Source organism: Rahnella sp. CJA17(1/100), from assembly GCF_963881615.1.
In the GTDB taxonomy this organism is placed as follows: domain Bacteria; phylum Pseudomonadota; class Gammaproteobacteria; order Enterobacterales; family Enterobacteriaceae; genus Rahnella; species Rahnella aceris.
This window is the reverse complement of record NZ_CAWOJA010000003.1, coordinates 82,982-104,184: the sequence shown is the minus strand read 5'-3', so window position 1 is coordinate 104,184 and position 21,203 is coordinate 82,982. Positions and strand designations below refer to the sequence as shown.

14 protein-coding genes are annotated in these 21,203 nt (G+C 52.0%); 10 read left to right on the top strand and 4 right to left on the bottom strand.

Features of this window, described 5'->3' with window-relative positions; genetic code table 11:
• The 6 genes from yrfG to AACU55_RS02145 all read left to right on the top strand — a co-directional run bounded on the left by yrfG (position 1) and on the right by AACU55_RS02145 (position 4,705).
• The gene (gene yrfG, locus AACU55_RS02170) at positions 1-690 is read left to right on the top strand and encodes a GMP/IMP nucleotidase (protein ID WP_037033670.1); all 690 of its coding nucleotides are present in this window, start codon (positions 1-3) and stop codon (positions 688-690) included.
• Between the two features lie 24 nt (positions 691-714).
• Positions 715-1,119, top strand: a complete 405-nt coding sequence (gene hslR, locus AACU55_RS02165) for a ribosome-associated heat shock protein Hsp15 (RefSeq protein ID WP_013573605.1) — start codon at positions 715-717, stop codon at positions 1,117-1,119.
• Positions 1,120-1,177: 58 nt separating this feature from the next.
• Entirely contained in the window at positions 1,178-2,062 is an 885-nt protein-coding gene (hslO, locus tag AACU55_RS02160) for an Hsp33 family molecular chaperone HslO (protein ID WP_037033672.1), read from the top strand.
• A gap of 227 nt (positions 2,063-2,289) precedes the next feature.
• Positions 2,290-3,912 carry a phosphoenolpyruvate carboxykinase (ATP) gene (gene pckA, locus AACU55_RS02155; RefSeq protein WP_013573603.1) on the top strand — a complete coding sequence of 541 codons (1,623 nt, stop codon included), beginning with the start codon at positions 2,290-2,292 and terminating at the stop codon, positions 3,910-3,912.
• A gap of 104 nt (positions 3,913-4,016) precedes the next feature.
• Entirely contained in the window at positions 4,017-4,229 is a 213-nt protein-coding gene (locus tag AACU55_RS02150; protein WP_013573602.1) for a FitA-like ribbon-helix-helix domain-containing protein, read from the top strand.
• A complete protein-coding gene (locus AACU55_RS02145) occupies positions 4,226-4,705 on the top strand; it encodes a twitching motility protein PilT (protein WP_013573601.1) in 480 nt (159 codons plus the stop codon). The genes AACU55_RS02150 and AACU55_RS02145 overlap by 4 nt, the downstream gene beginning before the upstream one ends.
• Positions 4,706-4,916: 211 nt before the next feature.
• On the opposite strand, the gene envZ is transcribed toward AACU55_RS02145, so the two are convergent.
• Positions 4,917-6,278, bottom strand: a complete 1,362-nt coding sequence (gene envZ, locus AACU55_RS02140; RefSeq protein WP_013573600.1) for a two-component system sensor histidine kinase EnvZ — start codon at positions 6,276-6,278, stop codon at positions 4,917-4,919.
• The gene (gene ompR / locus AACU55_RS02135) at positions 6,275-6,994 is read right to left on the bottom strand and encodes an osmolarity response regulator transcription factor OmpR (protein WP_009635740.1); all 720 of its coding nucleotides are present in this window, start codon (positions 6,992-6,994) and stop codon (positions 6,275-6,277) included. The genes envZ and ompR overlap by 4 nt, the downstream gene beginning before the upstream one ends.
• A gap of 589 nt (positions 6,995-7,583) precedes the next feature.
• Between ompR and AACU55_RS02130 the strand changes: the two genes are divergently transcribed.
• The 4 genes from AACU55_RS02130 to AACU55_RS02115 all read left to right on the top strand — a co-directional run bounded on the left by AACU55_RS02130 (position 7,584) and on the right by AACU55_RS02115 (position 12,665).
• Positions 7,584-8,132, top strand: a complete 549-nt coding sequence (locus AACU55_RS02130; protein WP_013573598.1) for a fimbrial protein — start codon at positions 7,584-7,586, stop codon at positions 8,130-8,132.
• 105 nt (positions 8,133-8,237) lie between these two features.
• Positions 8,238-8,924, top strand: coding sequence for a fimbrial biogenesis chaperone (locus tag AACU55_RS02125; RefSeq protein WP_037033679.1), 687 nt, complete (start codon positions 8,238-8,240; stop codon positions 8,922-8,924).
• 105 nt (positions 8,925-9,029) lie between these two features.
• A complete protein-coding gene (locus tag AACU55_RS02120) occupies positions 9,030-11,540 on the top strand; it encodes a fimbria/pilus outer membrane usher protein (RefSeq protein ID WP_240785673.1) in 2,511 nt (836 codons plus the stop codon).
• 9 nt (positions 11,541-11,549) lie between these two features.
• Positions 11,550-12,665 carry a fimbrial protein gene (locus AACU55_RS02115; protein ID WP_037033682.1) on the top strand — a complete coding sequence of 372 codons (1,116 nt, stop codon included), beginning with the start codon at positions 11,550-11,552 and terminating at the stop codon, positions 12,663-12,665.
• A 14-nt stretch (positions 12,666-12,679) separates the two neighbouring features.
• On the opposite strand, the gene pbpC is transcribed toward AACU55_RS02115, so the two are convergent.
• On the bottom strand, positions 12,680-15,049 hold the full coding sequence (pbpC, locus tag AACU55_RS02110) for a penicillin-binding protein 1C (RefSeq protein ID WP_134706569.1): 2,370 nt from the start codon (positions 15,047-15,049) through the stop codon (positions 12,680-12,682).
• A 56-nt stretch (positions 15,050-15,105) separates the two neighbouring features.
• Entirely contained in the window at positions 15,106-21,123 is a 6,018-nt protein-coding gene (locus AACU55_RS02105) for an alpha-2-macroglobulin family protein (RefSeq protein ID WP_134706568.1), read from the bottom strand.
• Positions 21,124-21,203 lie beyond the last annotated feature (80 nt).

Sequence of the window (21,203 nt, the reverse complement as noted above, 5' to 3'; positions counted from 1 at the left end):
ATGCCCCCCGATTTTGACTGGCAATGCATCGATACTGTTTTACTGGATATGGACGGCACATTGCTGGATCTGGCTTTTGACAGCCAGTTCTGGTTGCAGGATGTCCCTCTTGCCCTTAGCCAGCAGCGTGCGATCCCGCTTGAAAACGCGCGCCAGTTAATTCATGACGAATATCTTGCCGTCCAGCACACCATGAACTGGTATTGCTTCGACTACTGGAGTGAAAGGCTGAGTCTGGATATCTACCAGATGACGACGAGCATCGGCAAAAATGCGCGTCTTCGCGACGACACGCTGCCGTTTCTGGCTCATCTGCGTGAAAGCGGACGACAGACAATTTTGCTCACCAATGCGCATCCGCACAGTCTTTCCGTTAAAATTGAACATACCGGATTAGACCAGCACCTTGATTTATTACTTTCCACCCACACATTTGGTTATCCGAAGGAAGATCAGCGGCTGTGGTCTGCAGTTCAGCAACAAACGGGCTTTAATCCCGACAGGACATTATTTGTCGATGACGGTGAACCGATCCTGAATGCGGCAAAAACCTTCGGCATCCGCTATTGTCTGGGTATAGAAAATCCGGACTCGACCATGGCAAATAAGTCATTTGAAGGACATCCTTCCATCAATGATTACCGCAGCCTGTTGCCTGCAATTCACCCCGTAACAGGCCCGGCTAAGTAACACCGGTACGCTCAGGGGAAGAATATGAAAGGTAAAACGGAAGACGACGATAATGCAGTGCGCCTCGATAAATGGTTGTGGGCGGCTCGTTTTTATAAGACCCGCGCGCTGGCACGCGAGATGATTGATGGCGGCAAAGTGCATTACAACGGTCAGCGGGGGAAACCCAGCAAGCTGATGGAACTGAATGCCGAAATTACATTGCGTCAGGGAAATGACTCAAAAACGATCATCGTTCTGGGGCTGACCACTCAGCGCCGTAGTGCAGAAGAAGCACAGAAACTGTATCAGGAAACTGAGGCGAGCATTGCCAGCCGGGAAAAAATCTCCGAAGCACGCAAAATGAACGCGATGCCGCATCCGGACAGACGTCCGGACAAAAAGGAACGCCGCAACCTGATCAAATTTAAATATGGCGATTCTGAATAAATCCAAAGTCCTTCCAGGAGGGATGAAGGATTTGAGTTCGCTAAACAGAGAGAAAATTATGTCTAATCACGACCAACTGCATCGCTACCTGTTCAATCATCACGCCGTTCGCGGTGAACTGGTCTCGCTCAAAGAAACTTTCCAGCAGGTTATTGCCGGTCACGACTATCCGGCAGAAGTGCGCAATCTGCTGGGTGAAATGTTGGTGGCGACCAGCCTGCTGACTGCCACCCTGAAATTTGACGGCGATATTACCGTGCAGTTGCAAGGTGATGGTCCGCTGAAACTGGCCGTGATCAACGGTAACAACAAGCAGGAACTGCGCGGCGTCGCACGTCTGCAGGGTGACATTACCGAAGGCAGCTCGCTGAAAGAGATGATTGGCAACGGCTACATGGTGATCACGATTTCTCCGACCGTCGGCGAACGCTATCAGGGCGTCGTGGGGCTGGAAGGCGAAAACCTGGCAGAGTGTCTGGAAAACTACTTCATGCAGTCAGAACAGCTGCCAACCCGCATCTTCATCCGCACAGGTGAAGTTGAAGGCCAGCCTGCTGCAGGCGGCATGTTGTTGCAGGTTCTGCCAGCGCAAGATACTGATCCGGAAGAGTTCAGCCATCTGGCACAGCTGACCACCACCATCAAGGCGCAAGAGCTGCTGACCCTGCCTGCCAACGAAGTGCTTTATCGTCTGTATCATCAGGAAGAGGTCACCCTGTATGAACCGCAGAATGTCTGTTTCCGTTGCACCTGTTCCCGCGAACGTTGTGCAGCAGCGCTGCTGACGCTGCCGGATGAAGATGTGCTCGACATGCTGGAAACTGATGGAAAAATAGAGATGCACTGCGATTATTGCGGTACGGACTATGAATTTGACGCGATGGATATGGCGACACTGAAAGCTGGCGGCGACGTTCATTCCGGAGATGACCACGTTCATTGATCGTTAACACGCGCAGCCTGAGGGACTTTTCACTGAAAAGTCCCTTTTTTATTGCTATTCCATAACCTCATTTGCACACCTTTCGGGTTTTTCATCACAATTCTGGAAAAACATTCACATCTACCGTTATTCTTTGAGAGCTGTCGTGGCACAAAAGCGATATATACCTACAATAGCAACTGATTTATCCCTATTTACGGGATTCAAATTCAGCAAGGAGCAGGGAAATGCCTACCACTATCGGGATCACCGCCGAAACACTCTCCCAGTATGGGATCCACCAGAATAGCGAAATTGTCTATAACCCTGATTACGAAACTCTTTTTGCAGAAGAGACGGCCCCGGGCCTGGAAGGTTATGAGCGCGGGCAGGTGACAGAGCTCGGTGCAGTGAATGTCGATACTGGCATTTTCACCGGCCGCTCGCCGAAAGATAAATATATCGTCCGTGATGACACCACACGCGATACGCTCTGGTGGGCTGATCAGGGCAAAGGGAAAAATGATAACAAACCGCTGTCGCAGGAAATCTGGACATCACTCAAGGCGCTGGTCAGCAAGCAGCTATCCGGGAAACGTTTGTTTATCGTTGATGCCTTCTGCGGTGCCAATGCAGACTCACGCCTGAAAGTACGCTTTATTACGGAAGTCGCCTGGCAGGCACATTTCGTCAAGAACATGTTCATTCGGCCCGAAGTCAATGAACTGGAAAATTTCGAGCCTGATTTCATCGTGATGAACGGCGCGAAATGTACCAATCCGGACTGGCAGAAACAGGGCCTGAATTCTGAAAACTTCATCGCTTTCAATCTGACCGAGCGTATCCAGCTGATAGGCGGCTCGTGGTACGGCGGCGAAATGAAGAAAGGCATGTTCGCGGTCATGAACTATCTGCTGCCATTGCAGGGTATCGCCTCAATGCATTGCTCGGCGAACGTCGGCGAAAAAGGCGATGTGGCGGTGTTCTTTGGTCTCTCCGGTACCGGCAAAACCACCCTATCCACCGATCCGAAGCGTCAGCTTATCGGCGATGATGAGCACGGCTGGGACGATGACGGCGTCTTTAACTTTGAAGGTGGCTGCTATGCCAAAACCATCAAACTGAGCAAAGACGCCGAGCCGGAAATTTTCGGTGCGATAAAACGCGATGCCTTGCTGGAAAACGTGATGGTCAGCGCAGACGGCAAAATCGACTTCAATGACGGCAGCAAGACTGAGAATACCCGTGTCTCCTACCCGATTTATCACATTCAAAATATCGTGAAACCGGTATCGAAAGCCGGTCACGCCAGTAAAGTGATTTTCCTGACGGCCGATGCGTTTGGCGTATTGCCGCCGGTTTCCCGTCTCACAGCTGCGCAAACGCAATACCATTTCCTGTCCGGTTTCACTGCGAAGCTGGCCGGAACTGAGCGCGGTGTCACTGAACCCACGCCAACCTTTTCTGCCTGTTTTGGTGCGGCGTTCCTGATGCTGCACCCGACGCAATATTCCGAAGTATTGGTGAAGCGCATGGAAGCTGCAGGCGCTCAGGCCTATCTGGTGAACACTGGCTGGAATGGTACAGGCAAACGTATTTCGCTGAAAAATACCCGCGCTATTATCGACGCGATCCTCAACGGCACCATTGATGATGCGGAAACCTTCACGCTGCCGCTGTTTAATCTGGCGGTGCCGGTTGAGCTGCCGGGCGTCGACACGCATATTCTGGATCCGCGCAATACTTACGCCAGCCGTGAACAGTGGCAGGAAAAAGCTGAACATCTGGCACAGTTATTTATCGATAACTTCGACAAATACACCGATACCCCGGCTGGCGCCGCACTGGTCAGTGCCGGACCGAAACGCTAATCTGCTGGCAAACTCTTATCAGGCGCGGGCTTCCGCGCCTTTTTTATTGCAACCAGCACAGCTGGCATTTCAGAATGACAGCATTGCTGTCAGAGGAGCCTGATATGGCGACGATTACCGTTCGTAATCTGGATGATGATGTGAAGGAATTATTGCGCATTGCGGCGGCCAGAAAAGGCCATTCGATGGAAGAAGAAGCACGTTTGATACTAAAACAGGCGCTGACCACTACAGTGCCTGATTTTGGTCTGGGCAGTCAGCTGCGCCAGCGCTTTTCTTCCCTGAGCGTGGAACATCTGGAACTGCCACCGAAATGATCATCCTCAATACTGCCGTCATCCTTGAGATGATTAGCCCCTTCCCGCAAAAGAACGTGCTGCAATGGCTGGACGCGCAGGACGCCACACAACTGTATCTGACCAGCCTGAGCGTCGCGGCGCTTTTCAGCTGGGCGGATAGTCTGCCGGAGAATCAGCCGAAAGCCGCGCTTTCGGACGCTTTGCTGGAGATGATGAACCAGGATTTCGCGGGCAGGCTGTTGCCGTTTGATGCGGCCAGCGCGCTGTATTACCCGCGTGTGATGGCCTTATCGAAGGCGGCCAATATTGAGATGGCGGAGCGTGATATGCAGCTCGCGGCAATCTGCCTGAACCATCAGGCGGGGCTTGCCACGGATCACGCAGAAGTGTTTGCCCACACGGGCGTGGTGTTAGTTAATCCATGGGATACGGCGGAAACACCACGATGGCGGGAAGAAGCGGCAGAGTATTATGTGATGAGCAGGAAGAATTAAGCCAGCGGCTGGGCTGCTGTTAAACCGTGGGTTGCCACGCACTCCGGTCTTAAAGGTGGCTTATCGCCACCCCCCTTAAGAATCCCGGGCTCTATTGCGCGCTCCGCGCTGGCTATGTTTCAGCTGCCGCAGCGCGATAAGTGATCGCCGAAATTGAGAAACCGAAACTTTCACCTGTCTGAATAAAAGGGATCATTAAGGCTCCCCTTAATCAAACCAGTTTTTGCTGTACCGCCACCGCTTTCAGCATCTCAACCGGTAACGGCAGATAGGCCCGAATTCGTAATCCCCCGCGGTCACTTTTCCCGATATCCAGCGTGCCTGAGTGGGCATCAATAATGCGCTGAACAATCGCCAGCCCGAGTCCGGTTCCGCTGGTAGTTCGCGCACTTTCGCCACGCACAAATGGCTGAAACAGATGCTTAAGCTGGTCAGGCTCAATGCCCGGGCCGTCGTCTTCAACCTGGAACCAGGCCCGCTGCAATTCGCGACCACTACTGACTTTAATCCAGCCGTCGCCATAACGGGCGGCATTCACCACCATATTCACCACGGCACGTTTGATAGACAGCGGATGAGCATTGACCAGCAATTCGCCGTCCGCCAGACCAGAGTCGATCTCACGTTCATAACCGCTTTCCGTCGCAATCACTTCGCCCAGAATACCGTTAAGATCGGTGATCTCGGTCGGCATCTCCTGTCCGGTGCGCAGATAATCGATGAACTGCTCAATAATCGCGTTGCACTCTTCGATATCTTTATTGATCGACTCGGCGAGATAACTGTCATCGTCACTCATCATTTCGGTCGCCAGACGAATGCGCGTCAGCGGCGTACGCAGATCATGGCTGACGCCCGCCATCAGAAGGGTACGGTCATCGGCCAGCAGTTTGACACCGGCAGCCATCTGATTAAACGCCCGCGTCACCGAACGCACTTCAGACGCACCGTATTCACGCAGCGGCGGCGGAATAATGCCTTTCCCTACCTGCAACGCCGCATGCTCCAGCTCAACCAGGGGGCGGTTCTGTATACGGATAAACAGCCACGCGCCACCAATCGCCAGCAACATAATCGCCAACGTATAGCGGAACAGCGGAGAGAAATCACCCTGATGGATTTCAGTAAGGGGAACCCGCACCCAGATGTCAGGCGACAACCAGGTTTTCAGCCACACCACCGGGGTATTTTTATTGACCTCGACGCGCACGTCAGTAGGACCACCGAGCTGCTGCGCCATCTGCTGACTGAGGAATTCGTAATGCTGCGCCCAGCGCAGGCCACTCTCCTCGGCCGCAGAGTTGGTATAAAGAGAAATGCCCAGTTCGCGGTAGATTTCGCGACGAAATGCCGGTGGAACCGCCAGCAACGTCCCATCTTCCAACTGCAGCCGGTCAGTCATCAGCATACGGACTTCGTATGCCAATACCTTATTGAACTGCTGCAGGCTGGGCAGAATGGCGAAGTTCAGCACCACCAGATAGGTCGTCACCAGGCTGACGAACAGCAAGGTGACGATTAATAACAGTGTTCGGGCAAACGAGCTACGCGGTGAAAAGCGTATTCGCTTCATGCCTTACTGCCGTCCGGTACAAATACGTAGCCCAGACCCCAGACAGTCTGGATATAGCGCGGGTGCGCCGGATCTTCTTCTACCATACGACGCAGACGGGAAATCTGCACATCGATAGAACGTTCCATCGCACTGTATTCACGGCCACGCGCCAGATTCATCAGCTTGTCACGGGACAGTGGCTCACGCGGATGGCTTACCAGCGCTTTCAGCACAGCAAACTCACCACTGGTCAGTGGCATAGGTTCATCTTCACGGAACATTTCGCGGGTGCCGAGATTCAGTTTGAACTTACCAAATGAGATCACCGCTTCTTCCTGAGAAGGTGCGCCTGGCAGTTCATTGGCCTGACGGCGCAGGACTGCGCGGATACGCGCCAGCAGTTCACGCGGGTTAAATGGCTTAGGAATGTAGTCGTCGGCACCAATTTCCAGCCCCACGATACGGTCAACTTCTTCCCCTTTCGCCGTCACCATGATGATCGGCATCGGGTTACTCTGGCTGCGCAGACGACGGCAGATAGATAAACCATCTTCGCCAGGCAACATCAGATCCAGAACCATCAGGTGGAATGACTCACGGGTCAGCAAACGGTCCATTTGTTCAGCATTGGCAACGCTACGCACCTGGAAGCCCTGTTCAGTCAGATAACGCTCCAAAAGTGCACGCAGGCGCATATCGTCATCGACCACCAGAATCTTGTGATTTTCTTGCATTTAAATCTCCCAAAGGCGTGAATGCCTCAAGCTTGTATTGTTAGAAAAGTCAGCCAAAACAGACAGCGTTTAATGGTATATATTCTAGTCGAAATTGTAACAATGATTATGGATTTCCTAATTTATCAACAATATCAGAGGAGTCTTCCGCAAGCGAAGGTTGGTTTGTTACGGGGTGTCCCGCTCTGCAAACCTGCTCGTCCGTTTTTCTGGTCATTAACTGAGCATTTCTGCTGAAAGTATCAGGAAAATGATCATCTCAGTGTGCCCGTGGGGATAAAAGTTTGGTGATTTTACTTATTCGTTTGATTAATAATAAAGCGATAAGGATAATATTTTATTTGAGAAATAGATCATTTACCCACCAACTGATCATTTGAATGAATTAACCAAACCATAAAGATCATAGACAGTGATATTTCAGATTAAAAACTCATTATCATTTAATTAGACAGGATGCCACCGACTATTCAATGTATAGAACACTTGATAGAATCCGGCGTCTGAAGGTGATGAATTCACTTTATTTAATCCGATAAAGTCATCTTTAGATTAACCACTAATTTTTATTTCTGAATGGACGCAAAAAATGAAAACCAAGTTCAAGCTCTTAGCGGGTGGGATATTTTTGGCTATGGCTGCAAATAGCTATGCAATCGATGGCGCTATTAATTTTACGGGTGCGATTGTTGAAGAGGCCTGTGAAATCAATGGGGGTGAAGAGCTCAATATACCTTTAGGGACTTATTCAGCAGCTCAATTCCAGGAAATTGGTGATCTCTCTCCGAAGATCCCTTTTACCCTGCCACTTGATAACTGTCCTGTCGTTACTGAAAGTAATCCTACTCCTCACTTCCGGATATGGCTGGAGTCAGATACCGTTGCTGATACCACTGATTTGATTGCACTGGGCAATGATTACGGTGATGAAATGGCGGATGGTGTCGGCATCAGAATCGAAGATGCAGAAACCAACGAGATAATGAAAATCAACGGATTACCTGACATCATCTATCCAATCCCCGGAAAGGTTATGAATGTCAACCTTCTCGCATACTATGAGTCGTTTAAATTGCCTGGCGATATCACTGCCGGTGCGGCAGACGCGCGCGTGAAAGTCACTCTCGATTACAGATAAGTACTTTGAGCCTTGCCCTGTAAAAAATTAATTCTACAGGGCATTTCTTATACGTTTATTCAATTACCGCATGAATATATTGCTACTGTAAGGATTCATATTCGAATGGGTAAGTCAAAAATATTAACATTACTTTTCATTATAACTTCAGTAGTTACATCACAAATAACCTATGCCGGCGGAATTATTGTCGGACGGACACGCGTTATTTATGACGCAGATAAAAGGGAAGCTACCCTTTCCGTTAAAAACAATGCCGATAACAATCCTTTCCTCATACAATCGTGGGTTGATGCGGGGGGAGAAAAAACACGCGGTCCTTTTATTATCACCCCGCCACTATTTCGACTGAATGCTCAACAGGAAAGTAACCTGCGCATTTCCTATAACGGCAGCGCCCTCCCGACAGACAGAGAGTCCGTTTTCTATATCAATGTTAAAGCGATACCTTCAACGCCTAAAAATACAAAAAACGAACTTAAACTGGTGGTCAATACGCGGATAAAGCTTTTTTACCGGCCAACAAAACTGCCCGGAAAATCGTTTGAAGCACCGAAAGCGCTCACTTTCTCCAGAAATAACGGGCATCTCGTTATCAAGAATCAGAGCCCTTATCACGTTGTTTTCAGTTCACTCAGCATTGGCTCAACTTTTTTAAAAGAGGTGGCCATGATTGCGCCATTGAGCGAGCTGGATGTCATTCTTCCCGCAAAAATCTCAGGCAACAGTGTGAAATGGGAAGCGATAAATGACTATGGCGGCACGACAGAACGATATGAGCAACCTTTGTAACCGGACCAATAAAGCCACGCCATAACTCACAGCAATCGCCTAATTACGGCAACTCAGAAGCACGAGAAAACTATGCTCACGGATGAAAAATTTTTACAGAAGAGCTTGTCTGGAGATATTAAAAAGACCTCCGCGCCGCTCGTGCTAAAACTGGGTGGCCTGCTGGCCAGTACGGCTTTGGGATTACTCGCCGCTCACCCGGCCCGTTCAGAAAATGTCTATTTCGATCCTCAGTTCATCGAGCGTCAAGCCGGTGATGTTGGGGATGTCGACCTCTCGTTGTTCCAGAGTAATGACCAGGCACAGTTACCAGGTAACTACGACACTGCATTGTATGTGAATAAAAAATTAAAAATACGTCATTCAATCAGCTACTTGCCCAAACCAGACGGCACGCTTGAGCCACAGATCACGCCTGATATATTGCGGTTACTGGGCGTCAATGTTGATGCGTTTCCGGCGTTAAAAAATCATCAGCCGGACGCACCTTTGGGTTCGCTTGCACAATATATCCCTGCTGCAGACGTCAAATTTGATTTCTACCTCATGCAGCTTAATTTCAGCATTCCGCAGGCAGCGATCCTTCAAAAAGCTGAAGACTATATTGATCCGGAAAAATGGGATGATGGCGCGCCTGTACTTTTCTCAAATTATTCCTATTCAGGCGGCCAGCGGAGTTACCGAAATGGCAGTGATGATTCCAGCCAATACCTGAATCTGCAAAATGGCTTCAACGTAGGCCCGTGGCGCTTACGTAATTACACGACTTACAGCAACAGCGGAGATGAGAAGCGTTGGGATACGATCTCAACCTACGCCGAACGGGATATCAAAACCTTAAAATCAAAATTCCAAATCGGTGAAAATTCGACCTCCGGAGAAATCCTCAGCAGTGTCCCGTTCTCCGGGGTTCAGCTTTTTTCTGACGATAATATGCTGCCAAACAGCCAGCGCGGTTTCGCACCCACCATACGGGGTATTGCAAACTCAAATGCAGAAGTCACTATCCGGCAAAATGATCACATTATTTATCAGTCTTTTGTCCCTCCGGGTGCCTTTGAGATTAACGATCTTTATCCCTCATCCTACAGCGGAAATCTTGAGATAACGGTGAAAGAAGCTGACGGGACTGAACGCCGGTTTAATCAGCCTTTTTCAGCGATTCCCATCATGCAACGCCCTGGTCGTTTGAAATACAGCGCAACAGCGGGGACTTATCGCGCGACAGATAACAATGAGAAAGAGCCAACCTTTGCTCAAGGTACGGCTATCTATGGTCTTTCAAACACCATTACGTCCTACGGTGGCTCTGTGGTATCTGAAGATTACCTCTCAGGACTCATCGGTATTGGTTATAACCTCCGGTGGCTGGGCGGCATTTCGGCTGATGTTACCCATGCCCGTTCCACACTGGACAATAATCAAACCACCTCAGGTCAGTCATATCGCGTCCAGTATTCGAAAAATATTGAAATGACCGACACAGATTTCAGTCTGGCAAGCTATCGGTACTCAAGTGCGGGATATTACGACTTCGATGAGTCTACACAATATCTTGATGGCGACAATGCTCCGGAACTTGATTATCACAAACGCAGTAAAATCCAGTTCAATATCAATCAGACATTGTGGCAAGGCGCGAGCCTGTATCTGTCAGGATACAAACAGGACTACTGGAACAACAGCGGCAAGGAGAAGAATCTCTCACTGGGCTTAAACAACAGTCTGTTTGGTATCAGCTATAACCTGAGCTATTCCTACAGCCAGTTACAGGATCAGGATAACGATCAACAGATATCCCTGAACGTCCGTATTCCGCTCAGCCGTTGGTTGCCACAAAGCTGGGGGACATACAATGTCTCTCACCAGAAAGGCGAAGGGACACGGCATCAGGTTGGATTAAGCGGAACCGCGCTTGACGATCGTCGCCTGAGCTATTCAGTTCAGCAAAGTTATACCGATCATAACAGTGAAAGCGGCAGCAACCTTTACTCTTCTTACCGCTCCTCCTTTGGCAATCTCAACGCAGGTTACAATTACAGCAGGGATTCTCAGCAACTCAGCTACGGCATTGCCGGCGGGATCGTGGCGCATTCCCGGGGCGCCACTTTGTCTCAACCCCTCGGTGATTCCTTTGCATTAATAGATACCAATGGGGCCAGTGGGGCACGTCTGCAAAATCTTCCTGGCGTCAGAACAGACTGGCGTGGTTTTGCTGTCGTCCCGTATCTGACTGCGTATAACGAAAACCGTATCGCCATGGACACCACCACCCTGCCTGACGACGTAGATATCGAAAATACCTCAGCCATTGTGATCCCGAATTCCGGCGCCATGGTGACGGCACATTTTGATGCCCGAGTGGGGGCCAGAGTTTTGGTGACACTTGTCAGACCAAACGGGGCCACAGTCCCGTTTGGTGCCGTGGCGGCCACTGATAAACAAAGCAATATCGTGGATGAGGGCGGCGTCGTTTATCTGTCAGGTATCCCGTTAGAAAAACCCGTTTTACTTCATGTCAAATGGGGGAATAACGCATCTCAGCAATGTCAGGCTCAACTCAACATTTCTGCCTCAACCTCTCAGGTGAATTCGCTGACGGCTCAGTGTATTTAAGGATAATTCATGCACACTAAAAAACAGGTTTTGCACAACCTGACATCACTCATAAAGCTCGCACTGTTGGGGATCGCCATAAATAGTTTTTCATCCCTCGCACAAGCGGGATCGGCAATGTGCTCGCCAGAAAATGGTGCCGGCGTGAGTTATGAAAACTTTCTTCATGAAGACATCCCCGCGTCGGACAACGAGAGAGGGAAAAAGTATGAAAAAAACATGAATGGTGGAATGCAGAATTACACCATTGCCTGCAATTGTACCGACAACGATGCCAGCAGCCGCAGTGGAGTACTACTGATGTACACCGTAAAAACCGCCTTACCTAAGGGAACTGAGCCGGGATATTACAAAATTAATGACCACATTGATGTCAAAGCAAGCCTTGATCTGCCTCCGGCAACTGATGTTCCGGTGCCGACGACCAAAACACTTGGCGATGCCACGCATCACACAGATGCAAATAATAACGGCGTTTGCGTGCAGCAAAATACCCGTGCCAGCCTCAACATTGGTTCTCAAGGCTCATTAACTTTTTATATCACCACCCCTTTTATCGGAGAACTGGATATACCAAGAACAGAGATCGCTGAGATTTATTTGTCATCAGGTACGGCCATAGTGACCGCCCCGCCGCTTGGCTCCCCTGTTGCCCGCGTCTACGTCAGCGGAAAACTGACCGTACCCCAAAGCTGCGAAATCAATAAAGGTGAAACGATCACGGTCAATTTCGGTGCCATCGCCACCAATAAATTCACCACGCTCAATCAGCCTCCCAGAGGGTTTATTCCTGTAACGTTCAACATTACGTATGACTGCACAGCCAATGGATTGCCGAAGATCCCGGCAGGAACACAGCTTGCCATGCTGTTGAAGGGGGACGACCTGACAGATCAGTACACGCTGGTCGCCAGACGCCGGCCTTCTGACAATAAAGCCGATATTGGCATTCGCGTTGAGAATGCCAGCGGTACAGCGATCCCTTTTGAATCTGGAAACTTACCCATGAATCAAAACGGTATGGGAAACATTTCTATGACGGCTTACCCAATTAACCTCATTGGTGGCGGGCTGGATACCGGCGAATTCAGTGGGATGGCGACCTTGAAAATAGATATCCGATAAGCCTGCCACGCTGTTCAGTTCACAATCTCAATACTCACCAACCGGCTGTCCGCGCGCCCGTGGTCGTCCACCGCGCGAATGCGATACTGGCCGTTATTGATAGGCCGCCAGTCGATAGCGGATTTGCTGGCGGAGCTGCCGAGGTAGATGTCATCGACAAACCAGTACACCGTTTTACTGTCCGCATCCGTGACCGCATTAAAGGAAATCCGGTCACGGCCTTGCTGTGACTGCCGCAGCGTGTAGGTGGTATTTTTCAGCGGTGACGTGATGCGTGGCGGATTGCCACTCACGTCAACGCCCTCATCCTTGCAGTGATTCGCCGGGGGCTTACGTTTTGGCAACCCTGCCTGTGCAAAAACATTCGCCAGATCCGATGGCCAGAACTCAAACACTTCCGTACGGGTTTCGTCCTCCTCATAAGGCGGGCATGCCACTTCACCGGTCAGTTTATCGAGGCGCACCGGGCGGTAAACCGTATCGACTTTGATCGGCGACTTGCCCGGAATAAACCAGGTTTTGCCTTTTTGCTGGCACCACGGCGTCGGCAAATCACCGCTGGCCAGGCAGATATCCACCCTTTTCAACCCTTTGGGAAACGGGCGTTTGGGTTCCTGCAAATCAGGATAACTGGCGGTAATGCTGTCGATAATATTGAAGAACAGCGGCGCGGCCGCATCGGCACCGACAAACACGTTGTTGCCTTTGCTGTCGAAATTCCCTTCCCACACAACCAGCACGTAAGGCCCGAAAACCCCCACGCTCCAGGCATCACGAAAGCCCCAGGACGTGCCGGTTTTCCAGTAAACCGGCAGTGAAGACGGTGCCTGTGCCAGCGTATCGCCCGGACGGCGGTGCTGGCGCAGCATATCGAGGGTGATGAAACTGGCCTCTTCACTCAGTAACCTGACCGGCGCTGTCTGCCGCGGATCGGATTTCTGCATCCGTAACGGCTGTAAGACGCCACGGTTCGCCAGCAATGCGTACAGTTTTGCCAGTTCCTGCATCGTCACTTCGCCACCGCCCAGCACCAGCGATAAACCATAATGGTTCTCGCTGGACATATCCGCCACGCCGGAAAGACGCAGAAACTGATAGAACGTCGGCTGGCGAAGCTGTGAAGCCACATACACGGCCGGAATGTTTCGGCTGAAGTTCAGCGCATCGGTGGCAGTCACTGGTCCGAGAAATCGCCGGTCGAAATTCTCCGGCGCATATGCCCCAAATGCTGAAGGTACATCTTTGAGAATAGTCATCGGATGCAGCACGCCCTGCTCCATGCCCAGCGCGTAAATAAACGGTTTGAGCGCCGAACCGGGCGAGCGTTTCGCATTGGTGCCGTTCACCTGCCCCTGAATCGTACGGTTGTAGTAATCGGCGGAACCGACCAGCGCACGCACCCCCATATCACGGGTATCGGCCAGCACAACAGCAGCATTGTGAATCCCACGGCTTTCGTTGCGGGTGATAAACGCATTCACCTGCCGCTCGATCAGCCGCTGCAAACCGGCATCCAGCGTGGTGTCGATACGGGTATCCGTGCGGATAATTTGCGGGTTCTGCTGGCGTAACTGCTCGATGAAATGCGGCGCAATATAAGGCATCTGTTCGGGCTGGCGCAGTGCCAGCGGCAATCTGAACAATGAAGTCTGACTGCTGTCGGTTGCATAATGGGCCTGCCAGCGCTGGAAAAGCCGGTTACGAGCCTGCGTCAGCGCCGCACCGACAACACCGGTTTTAGAGTCGATACGGTAGCTCGGCGATTGTGGCAGAACCGCCAGCGTCAGTGCTTCCGGTAACGTCAGATCCTTCGGGGCTTTGTTGAAATAAATCAGGCTGGCCGCGCCAATGCTTTCAATATTTCGCCCGTACGGTGCGGTATTCAGATAGGCTTCGAGAATGTCATGTTTGGAATAACTCAGTTCCAGTTGCACCGCGCGCAGAACCTGCATGATTTTACCCGATGGCGTGCGGGTGTTCAGATGCCAGTGCATCCGCGCCAGTTGCATCGTGATAGTGGAGCCGCCCTGCATCTTTCCACCCGTCACATAGCTGCGCCAGAACCCCCGCATCAGGCTGAACGGGTTAAAACCGGGGTTGATATAAAACCAGCGATCTTCATGCAGCAACAAGCTTTTCACCGCCAGCGGAGAAACCTGTTCAAGTGGCGTCCAGAGGCGATAACGGTCGTCGTTCGCCAGCGTGATACGCATCAGCGTACCCTGACGGTCATAATAGACGGTGGAAAAAGGCTGGCCCTGAGAAAGGAGCGGATGTGGCCAGAGGCGGCATGCCACAATAATCATCGCCAGTAAAAAAACCGCCATCGCGATGTTTTGCAGCAGACGTTTGGCTGTTTTAGAAAATGCGCGAAAGGTGATCATCTTGCTACTCAGAACAGGTTAAGCCCCGCCATCAGCGGCGGGGCTTCTGCATTGTGTTATTTTTTAGCAACAGCCGCTTCATCAGCCGGCACGACCACCAGTTTTTTATCACTGACCGACAACGCCTGAACTTCACGGTTATACATCGCTTCCCCGTAAGCCGGAGGGATCACGAAACTGCCGGTGTTGGTGGCTTTAATCTGATACACAAACTCCTGCACATCGGTGCTGGCGCTGCCGTAAATCACCACGCGATCTTCACGAATATCGCTGTAATCCGGTGCCCACGTAGAACCCGATGCCGCCAGCGGTGACTGCCAGGACGCTGAAGCTTCTGCTTCACTGTTTTCATCACTGCTGTCAGATTCCGGTTCCGGTGGCGTTTGCTGGACCACTTCGAATCCGCCCGGCAACAAATCCACAATCGCCAGATTGTCCTGCCCTTCCTGCGAGTTGGCGCGGACTTTCAGATGCACATTGATCTTCTGCCCCAGCGTCACCTGCGTGACTGCGTTGCCTTTTTCATCGGTGTAATCGCGGGTGATTTCCAGACCGCGGGAAATGGCTTTCTTCGGCGCTGCCAGATCGTAACCCGCCTGCGTCACCACGTACCAGGCGGGCGCGTTATTGCCGTTTTCAATGCGAAGTGCCTGCGCGTCAGCGGTGAAATTCGCTTTAGCAAACAGCCCCTGAACCTGTGAAATCAGCTGCGGTTCGACATTTTTGGTTTTGCTTAGTTGCGTAATTTTCAGCGCATCCGGTGCCGTGGCCTGCGCCGCCACCTGTGCGGAATAACTCTCCAGCGCCAGAATGCTCATTGCCGAGGAATACGTGGTGTAGCGTTCCTCTTTCAGTGCCTTGACCATATTTTCCAGCACCTGTGGCGGAATCGCGGAGACTTTTTCCGGGAAGTGACGGGTGATCAGATACAGCCGCGTCGCGTCCTGCACCAGCGGATCAAAGTAACTTTGCGTCCACCAGGCTTTGTCATACGCCTTGCTCAGTTGCGCCCACGTTGGTTGCAACAGCGTATTCGCCTCATCATCCATTTTCAGCAGACGGTAAGAAGACGCCAGATACATCGCGCTGAGATCGGTTTTCCAGGTGTCCGGATAGCGCTGCTGCAAGGTGTCCTGCACCGAGGCCAGCGAACTGGTGGTGATTTCACCCTGACGCGTCAGCAAATAAACCGCCCATGCGCGCAGACGCAGGGTATACAAATCATCATTCTGATTTCCCGCCAGTTCGCGCAGTGCCGAATTGGCTTCTTCCAGCATACCGGCTGGCAACGCAACGCCCGCCGCTTTGGCTTCCAGCAGATATTGCACTACATACGGCGTGACGAACGGATCGGTTTGCGGCGATGAACGCCACAGGCCAATCGCGCCGCTGTCGTTCTGTCGTGAACGCAGCACCCCCAGCATATCTTTCAGTTGCTTGCTGCTGTCCGCCGGGCTGAGATTGCCACGCATTTCCGGATGCACGGTTTCGAGGATCAGCGGCACCGAGCGGCTGACAATCTGCTCAGAACAGTAATACGGATAATCCGCCAGATACTGGGATAACCCGCTGGTCAGTACCAGCGGCGAGTTGGACACCGCCGCTTTACGCACCGCGTAAGCATCAAACATCTGACGCAGATTATCGACGTTCTGGCTGCTGCCGTTCATGCGTCCCATCACCGACTGCGTGCGGAACGGCATTGCCGGGCGCACCGACGTACTGATCGTGCGGCGACTGGTTTTATCGCCATACGTCGCCTCAAACACCAGCGGCGCATCGCCCGGCAAGGCTTTGGCGCGTAAGCGGAAATTAATCACGCCCTCGCGTTTTTCAGCCAGCGACAGGTTCTGATCGGTTTTGCCCACCACTTCAAGCTGCGGCGGTATAGTCAGGTGGATAGCAACAGGAATGCTTTTGCCGTTCAGCCCTTCGAGGTTGTTACTGACACCTACGCTGACATCAAACTCATCACCCGGTGCCACCATCGACGGCACGTTTGGCGTCATGATGAAGTTATCGCGCACGGTTGCCGAGGTCTGCGCTTTACCGATTTTGTCCGGCGTCACGGAAATCGCCATCACGCGGATTTTACCGTTGAAATAATCCGGCACCGGATAATCAAACTGCTTCTCGCCGTTCACTTCGGTAATGCCCGACCAGTACGCCACCGGCTTGTCGCGCTTACGTTTAAACGGATTGACGTTCAGATCCAGCCCTTCACCGGCGTCACCGCCCGGCGCGGCGGCGAGCTGCATCAGCTTGCTGAATTCCGGCAGGATAAGATCCAGAATTTGCGAGCTTTCCACGCCCAGTTCACGTTTACGGAAGAAGTACTCCAGCGGATCTTTCAGGCGATAACGCGCCACCTGCAAAATCCCTTCATCGACGGCAAACAGCGCCACCTGTTGCGGGCCGTCGGTCTTCACCGTCATGACCAGGTTTTCCCCCGGTTTAATCACCTCAGGCGCGTTGACCTCGAGAGCGTTCTGGCGGGCTTTAGTGCTGATTTTGAACGGCATCACGCCGTAGCTCAGCGGGCTCATAAAGATTTCATTGGAATTCACATCACGCACGAACTGCACGTTGATGTAGCCGTTGCCTTCCATGCCTGCAGGAACACGGATTTTCTGCACCGAACTGGTGGTGTCGGTGTGGAACCACTGCCAGCTGTAGACTTTATCTTTCTCGATGGTAATCAGCCCGCTGCCGGTGTACGGCGCGTTAACGGATACCTCGATTTCCTCACCCGGCTGGTACTCCGCCTGATTGAGTTTCAGCTTCAGTTCGGCATTCCTGTCCAGTGAACGGCTGAGGTTGGCGTTGCCGGCCACGGTATAGCCAATGCGGTTCAGCACGTTGCCTTTCGCATCCTCAATAACCAGCACGAAATCACCCGGTTTATCCGTCGCCAGCGTCAGGTCGTTGCCCTGCGCCGTCAGTGACAGCGGCTGTTCCGACAACTGCACTTCCTTCATTTTCGACTGATATTTGTAAACGCCGGAATCCTGTTTGGTGAGCACTGAAATGTATTTCTGTTCAATCAGCGCGACTTTCAGATCCGGCAACGCAATCTGTTTCAGTGACGGGTCGACCGCAATAATGTTCAGATGGCGCGCTGCATCGCGGTTGATATAGCCTAAATCGCCGTCGGCTTTTACGCCGACCAGAGAATCATACGGCGATACCAGCACCCGAGCCGTTGCGGCCACGGAACGTCCGCCACCGGCCACGAACGCCTCAGACAGCAGTTGCAACTGATAGGTCGCGTCAGCGTAAGATTTCAGATCCAGCGGGATATTCGCCGCGCCTTTTTCATCCGTCGTGCGGTCTTCCAGTTCCGTTTCGAAACCGTCGCTGTTCTGGCGGTTCTCATAGAAAGCGTAATCCGGGAACTGATCGAAGCTCGGATACATCGGGCGCAGCGTCAGTTTCGAGGTCACGCGCCGGTCCTGCGCAGGCGTACCGAACAGGTTCTGCACGTCAATATTGGCCTGCAATTCTGACGGTTTCACCCAGCCTTGTTTGCGCTCCGGCGTCAGTTGCAATTTCACCTTCAGCTGATCCGGCTCGAACTCTTTGACGTTAACTGAGGTATGTCCCAGCAAAGTGGAAGACTCGTTGTCTTTGCCGATCAGATACAGATAGACATTCCATTCACCGGTAGGTGAATTATCGTCAGTGGTATAACTCAGCTCATTGAAACCGCTGGCACCGAGCGTCAGCGGGATGGTGCTCATCAGCTTGTCGCGCGGGTCGTGAATTTCCGCACGCACCGGCACACCCGTCAGCCCGTTGCTCCAGTCGGCAGCGCGGGTGATCAACCCGATATTGAAGGTATCCCCCGGACGATAAACGCCGCGATCGGAGAACAGATAACTGCTCAGCGTACGCGGGTCATTGGGGGTGATTTCGCCATCAACATCAAAACGGGAGAAGTCGAGGCCGCGATCGTTATTCCGGTCCGCTGGCAGGAAGGAGACATCGCCCTCTTTTTCCACCAGGAACATCACCGGCTGACGCTCGCTGGTATAAACGTCCAGCGCCGGGAAACGTACATGCCCGTCAGCACCGGTGGTTTGAGTCAGCAGCGTGACGCCGTTTTTAGCAATAACCGAGACTTTCGCATTTGCCACCGGTGTACCGCTGTGAATTGACTGCACAAATACGTCGCGTGTTTTATCCTGCGAACGCTTGGCAATAATCCCCAAATCGGTGACAACAACGAATCGCGAATCGCCAACCGGCGCTTCATCTCCGCTCTGGTCTTCATCCTGATACACATTGCCGTCGTCATCAGCTTCCGGTTTCACTTCTTTCTTTTTCGGATCCCATTCCGACAGCGTCAGCAGGAATACGCCGCGATGCGACGCCGGATCGGTGGAGAGATAACGCGAAAGATCGACGCCCTGATAATTCACTTCACCCGGCTTGTCGTTATTCACCGCCGTCTGATATTTGAAGTGCTCGGTGAAATACTCGTCATTCAGACGGTTAAATTCCGCCGATGAATATTCACGACTTTTGAACGACACGATGTGTTGCAGCTGGCTCGGGATCACCCGTTTGATGTCCAGGCGCAGCCCCGGTACGTTACGCGCCGCGACGCTGATTTGCTTGTCACCGTTGACCGACAGCAGCGAGCCTTGCGACATAAATTGCAGGGATTTCGGATAATCCGGAACCTGGACGATACGGTAGACTTTTTCCGGCATTTTATAGCCGCCGGAAGATGTCAGAATATTGTCAATTTCCACCAGCATGGCGCGATGGGCTGGCGCATCGAAACGGAAGCTGAACTGCGGCTGATAATCACTTTCCGCGTCATTGAGCTGGATATTCAGCGGCGTGGACTGCGCGAGCACATTATTCTCGACGCTATCGACTGCCCAGCTTGCGTAATCATCCGGGCCTTTGGCTTCGTCCTGATCGTTTGGATTATGCTGTGGCAGTAACCAGACTTTGACCGCCTGGCGGATATCTTTGTCTTTGACCGCGTCGCTGAACCCGACGATCAGCGCACGCTGGCCTTTCGCGCCATCGGCATCCACCACCTGCGCGCTGGCTTCGTTCACCGTCAGACTATAGAGCGTCGGCACGGACACCACGCCATTCTTCGCCTGCGCGGTGGCATTTGAGGGTACAGAGGCTTTCACGCCTTCGCCAATGATGACACGCACGGAACCACCGTGATCCAGCGATTTCAGCGGTTCGGAATGTACCCAGGCATTGAGTTTCTTCTGGTCATAGACCACAGAATAATTGAGTTTCGTCCCGGTTTTGGCTTTCCCTTCGGTCAGGCCAAGCGAAATCTGTTTTTCGAAACTGGCGACATCCACCGGTGCGTTGAATTTAACGTTAAAAATCGCGCTGCGTTTTTGGGGATCCTGCGGGTCCTGATAATACTCGGCCTGACCCAACTGATAACCGAAAGCCGGGGCAGAAAATTCATAGCGAGTTTTCGCCAGTTTAATTTGTGGCGCAAGCAGCACATCAGGGGTGAAGTTCACATCATATTTGTTGCCCATCGGCAGCGGATTTTTAGGCGTGAACACTAAGGTGTAACCACTTACCCATTTCCATTCACCTTCCGTGGCAGGTTTCAGGGAAATCCCTTTTTCGACCACTTTGCCCACTTCCGTCACGGGCGCGGCAGAATGGCGGAAACTGAAAATGACTTGCTGCGGTGCAGGCTTTTGCGCGGCGTAATTGACGGACTCGGGGCCGCTGACGCTCACGCTGGTGTTCTGATAAACCATCGGCGCCGGTTCTATCGGCTGCGGACGATTGAGCCACCAGTGCCAGCCGTAAACGCCAGCACCTGCGGCGCACAGCAAAACCAGAATCGCCAGACTGATGGCTTTCGGGTATTTATCTACGCCATTTTCCATCCGCGTAAAGCTGCGCTTCAGCCAGCCGGAAGTGGCTGTCCACCAGGCAGGCGCCCGCCAGTCAATATTCCCGACCAGCGGTTTGAAGACACGACCCAGCAGGCCCAGAACAAAAGCCAGCACGCGGAAAACACCTTTTATCAATGTAAAAGGCAGACGAAGTAAGAATTTTAATAAATCCATTTGTTGCTGTACCCCTAATCCCTGTGAACCATCGCCAGAAGTGATATTTTTATGCGAATCAGGACTTTTATTAAATTCAA

Excerpts from the sequence above, each read along its gene's own strand:
- yrfG (WP_037033670.1), top strand. The coding sequence starts at position 1 with ATGCCCCCCGATTTTGACTGGCAATGCATCGATACTGTTTTACTGGAT.
- hslR (WP_013573605.1), top strand. The coding sequence starts at position 715 with ATGAAAGGTAAAACGGAAGACGACGATAATGCAGTGCGCCTCGATAAA.
- hslO (WP_037033672.1), top strand. The coding sequence starts at position 1,178 with ATGTCTAATCACGACCAACTGCATCGCTACCTGTTCAATCATCACGCC.
- pckA (WP_013573603.1), top strand. The coding sequence starts at position 2,290 with ATGCCTACCACTATCGGGATCACCGCCGAAACACTCTCCCAGTATGGG.
- AACU55_RS02150 (WP_013573602.1), top strand. The coding sequence starts at position 4,017 with ATGGCGACGATTACCGTTCGTAATCTGGATGATGATGTGAAGGAATTA.
- AACU55_RS02145 (WP_013573601.1), top strand. The coding sequence starts at position 4,226 with ATGATCATCCTCAATACTGCCGTCATCCTTGAGATGATTAGCCCCTTC.
- envZ (WP_013573600.1), bottom strand. The coding sequence starts at position 6,278 with ATGAAGCGAATACGCTTTTCACCGCGTAGCTCGTTTGCCCGAACACTG.
- ompR (WP_009635740.1), bottom strand. The coding sequence starts at position 6,994 with ATGCAAGAAAATCACAAGATTCTGGTGGTCGATGACGATATGCGCCTG.
- AACU55_RS02130 (WP_013573598.1), top strand. The coding sequence starts at position 7,584 with ATGAAAACCAAGTTCAAGCTCTTAGCGGGTGGGATATTTTTGGCTATG.
- AACU55_RS02125 (WP_037033679.1), top strand. The coding sequence starts at position 8,238 with ATGGGTAAGTCAAAAATATTAACATTACTTTTCATTATAACTTCAGTA.
- AACU55_RS02115 (WP_037033682.1), top strand. The coding sequence starts at position 11,550 with ATGCACACTAAAAAACAGGTTTTGCACAACCTGACATCACTCATAAAG.
- pbpC (WP_134706569.1), bottom strand. The coding sequence starts at position 15,049 with ATGATCACCTTTCGCGCATTTTCTAAAACAGCCAAACGTCTGCTGCAA.
- AACU55_RS02105 (WP_134706568.1), bottom strand. The coding sequence starts at position 21,123 with ATGGATTTATTAAAATTCTTACTTCGTCTGCCTTTTACATTGATAAAA.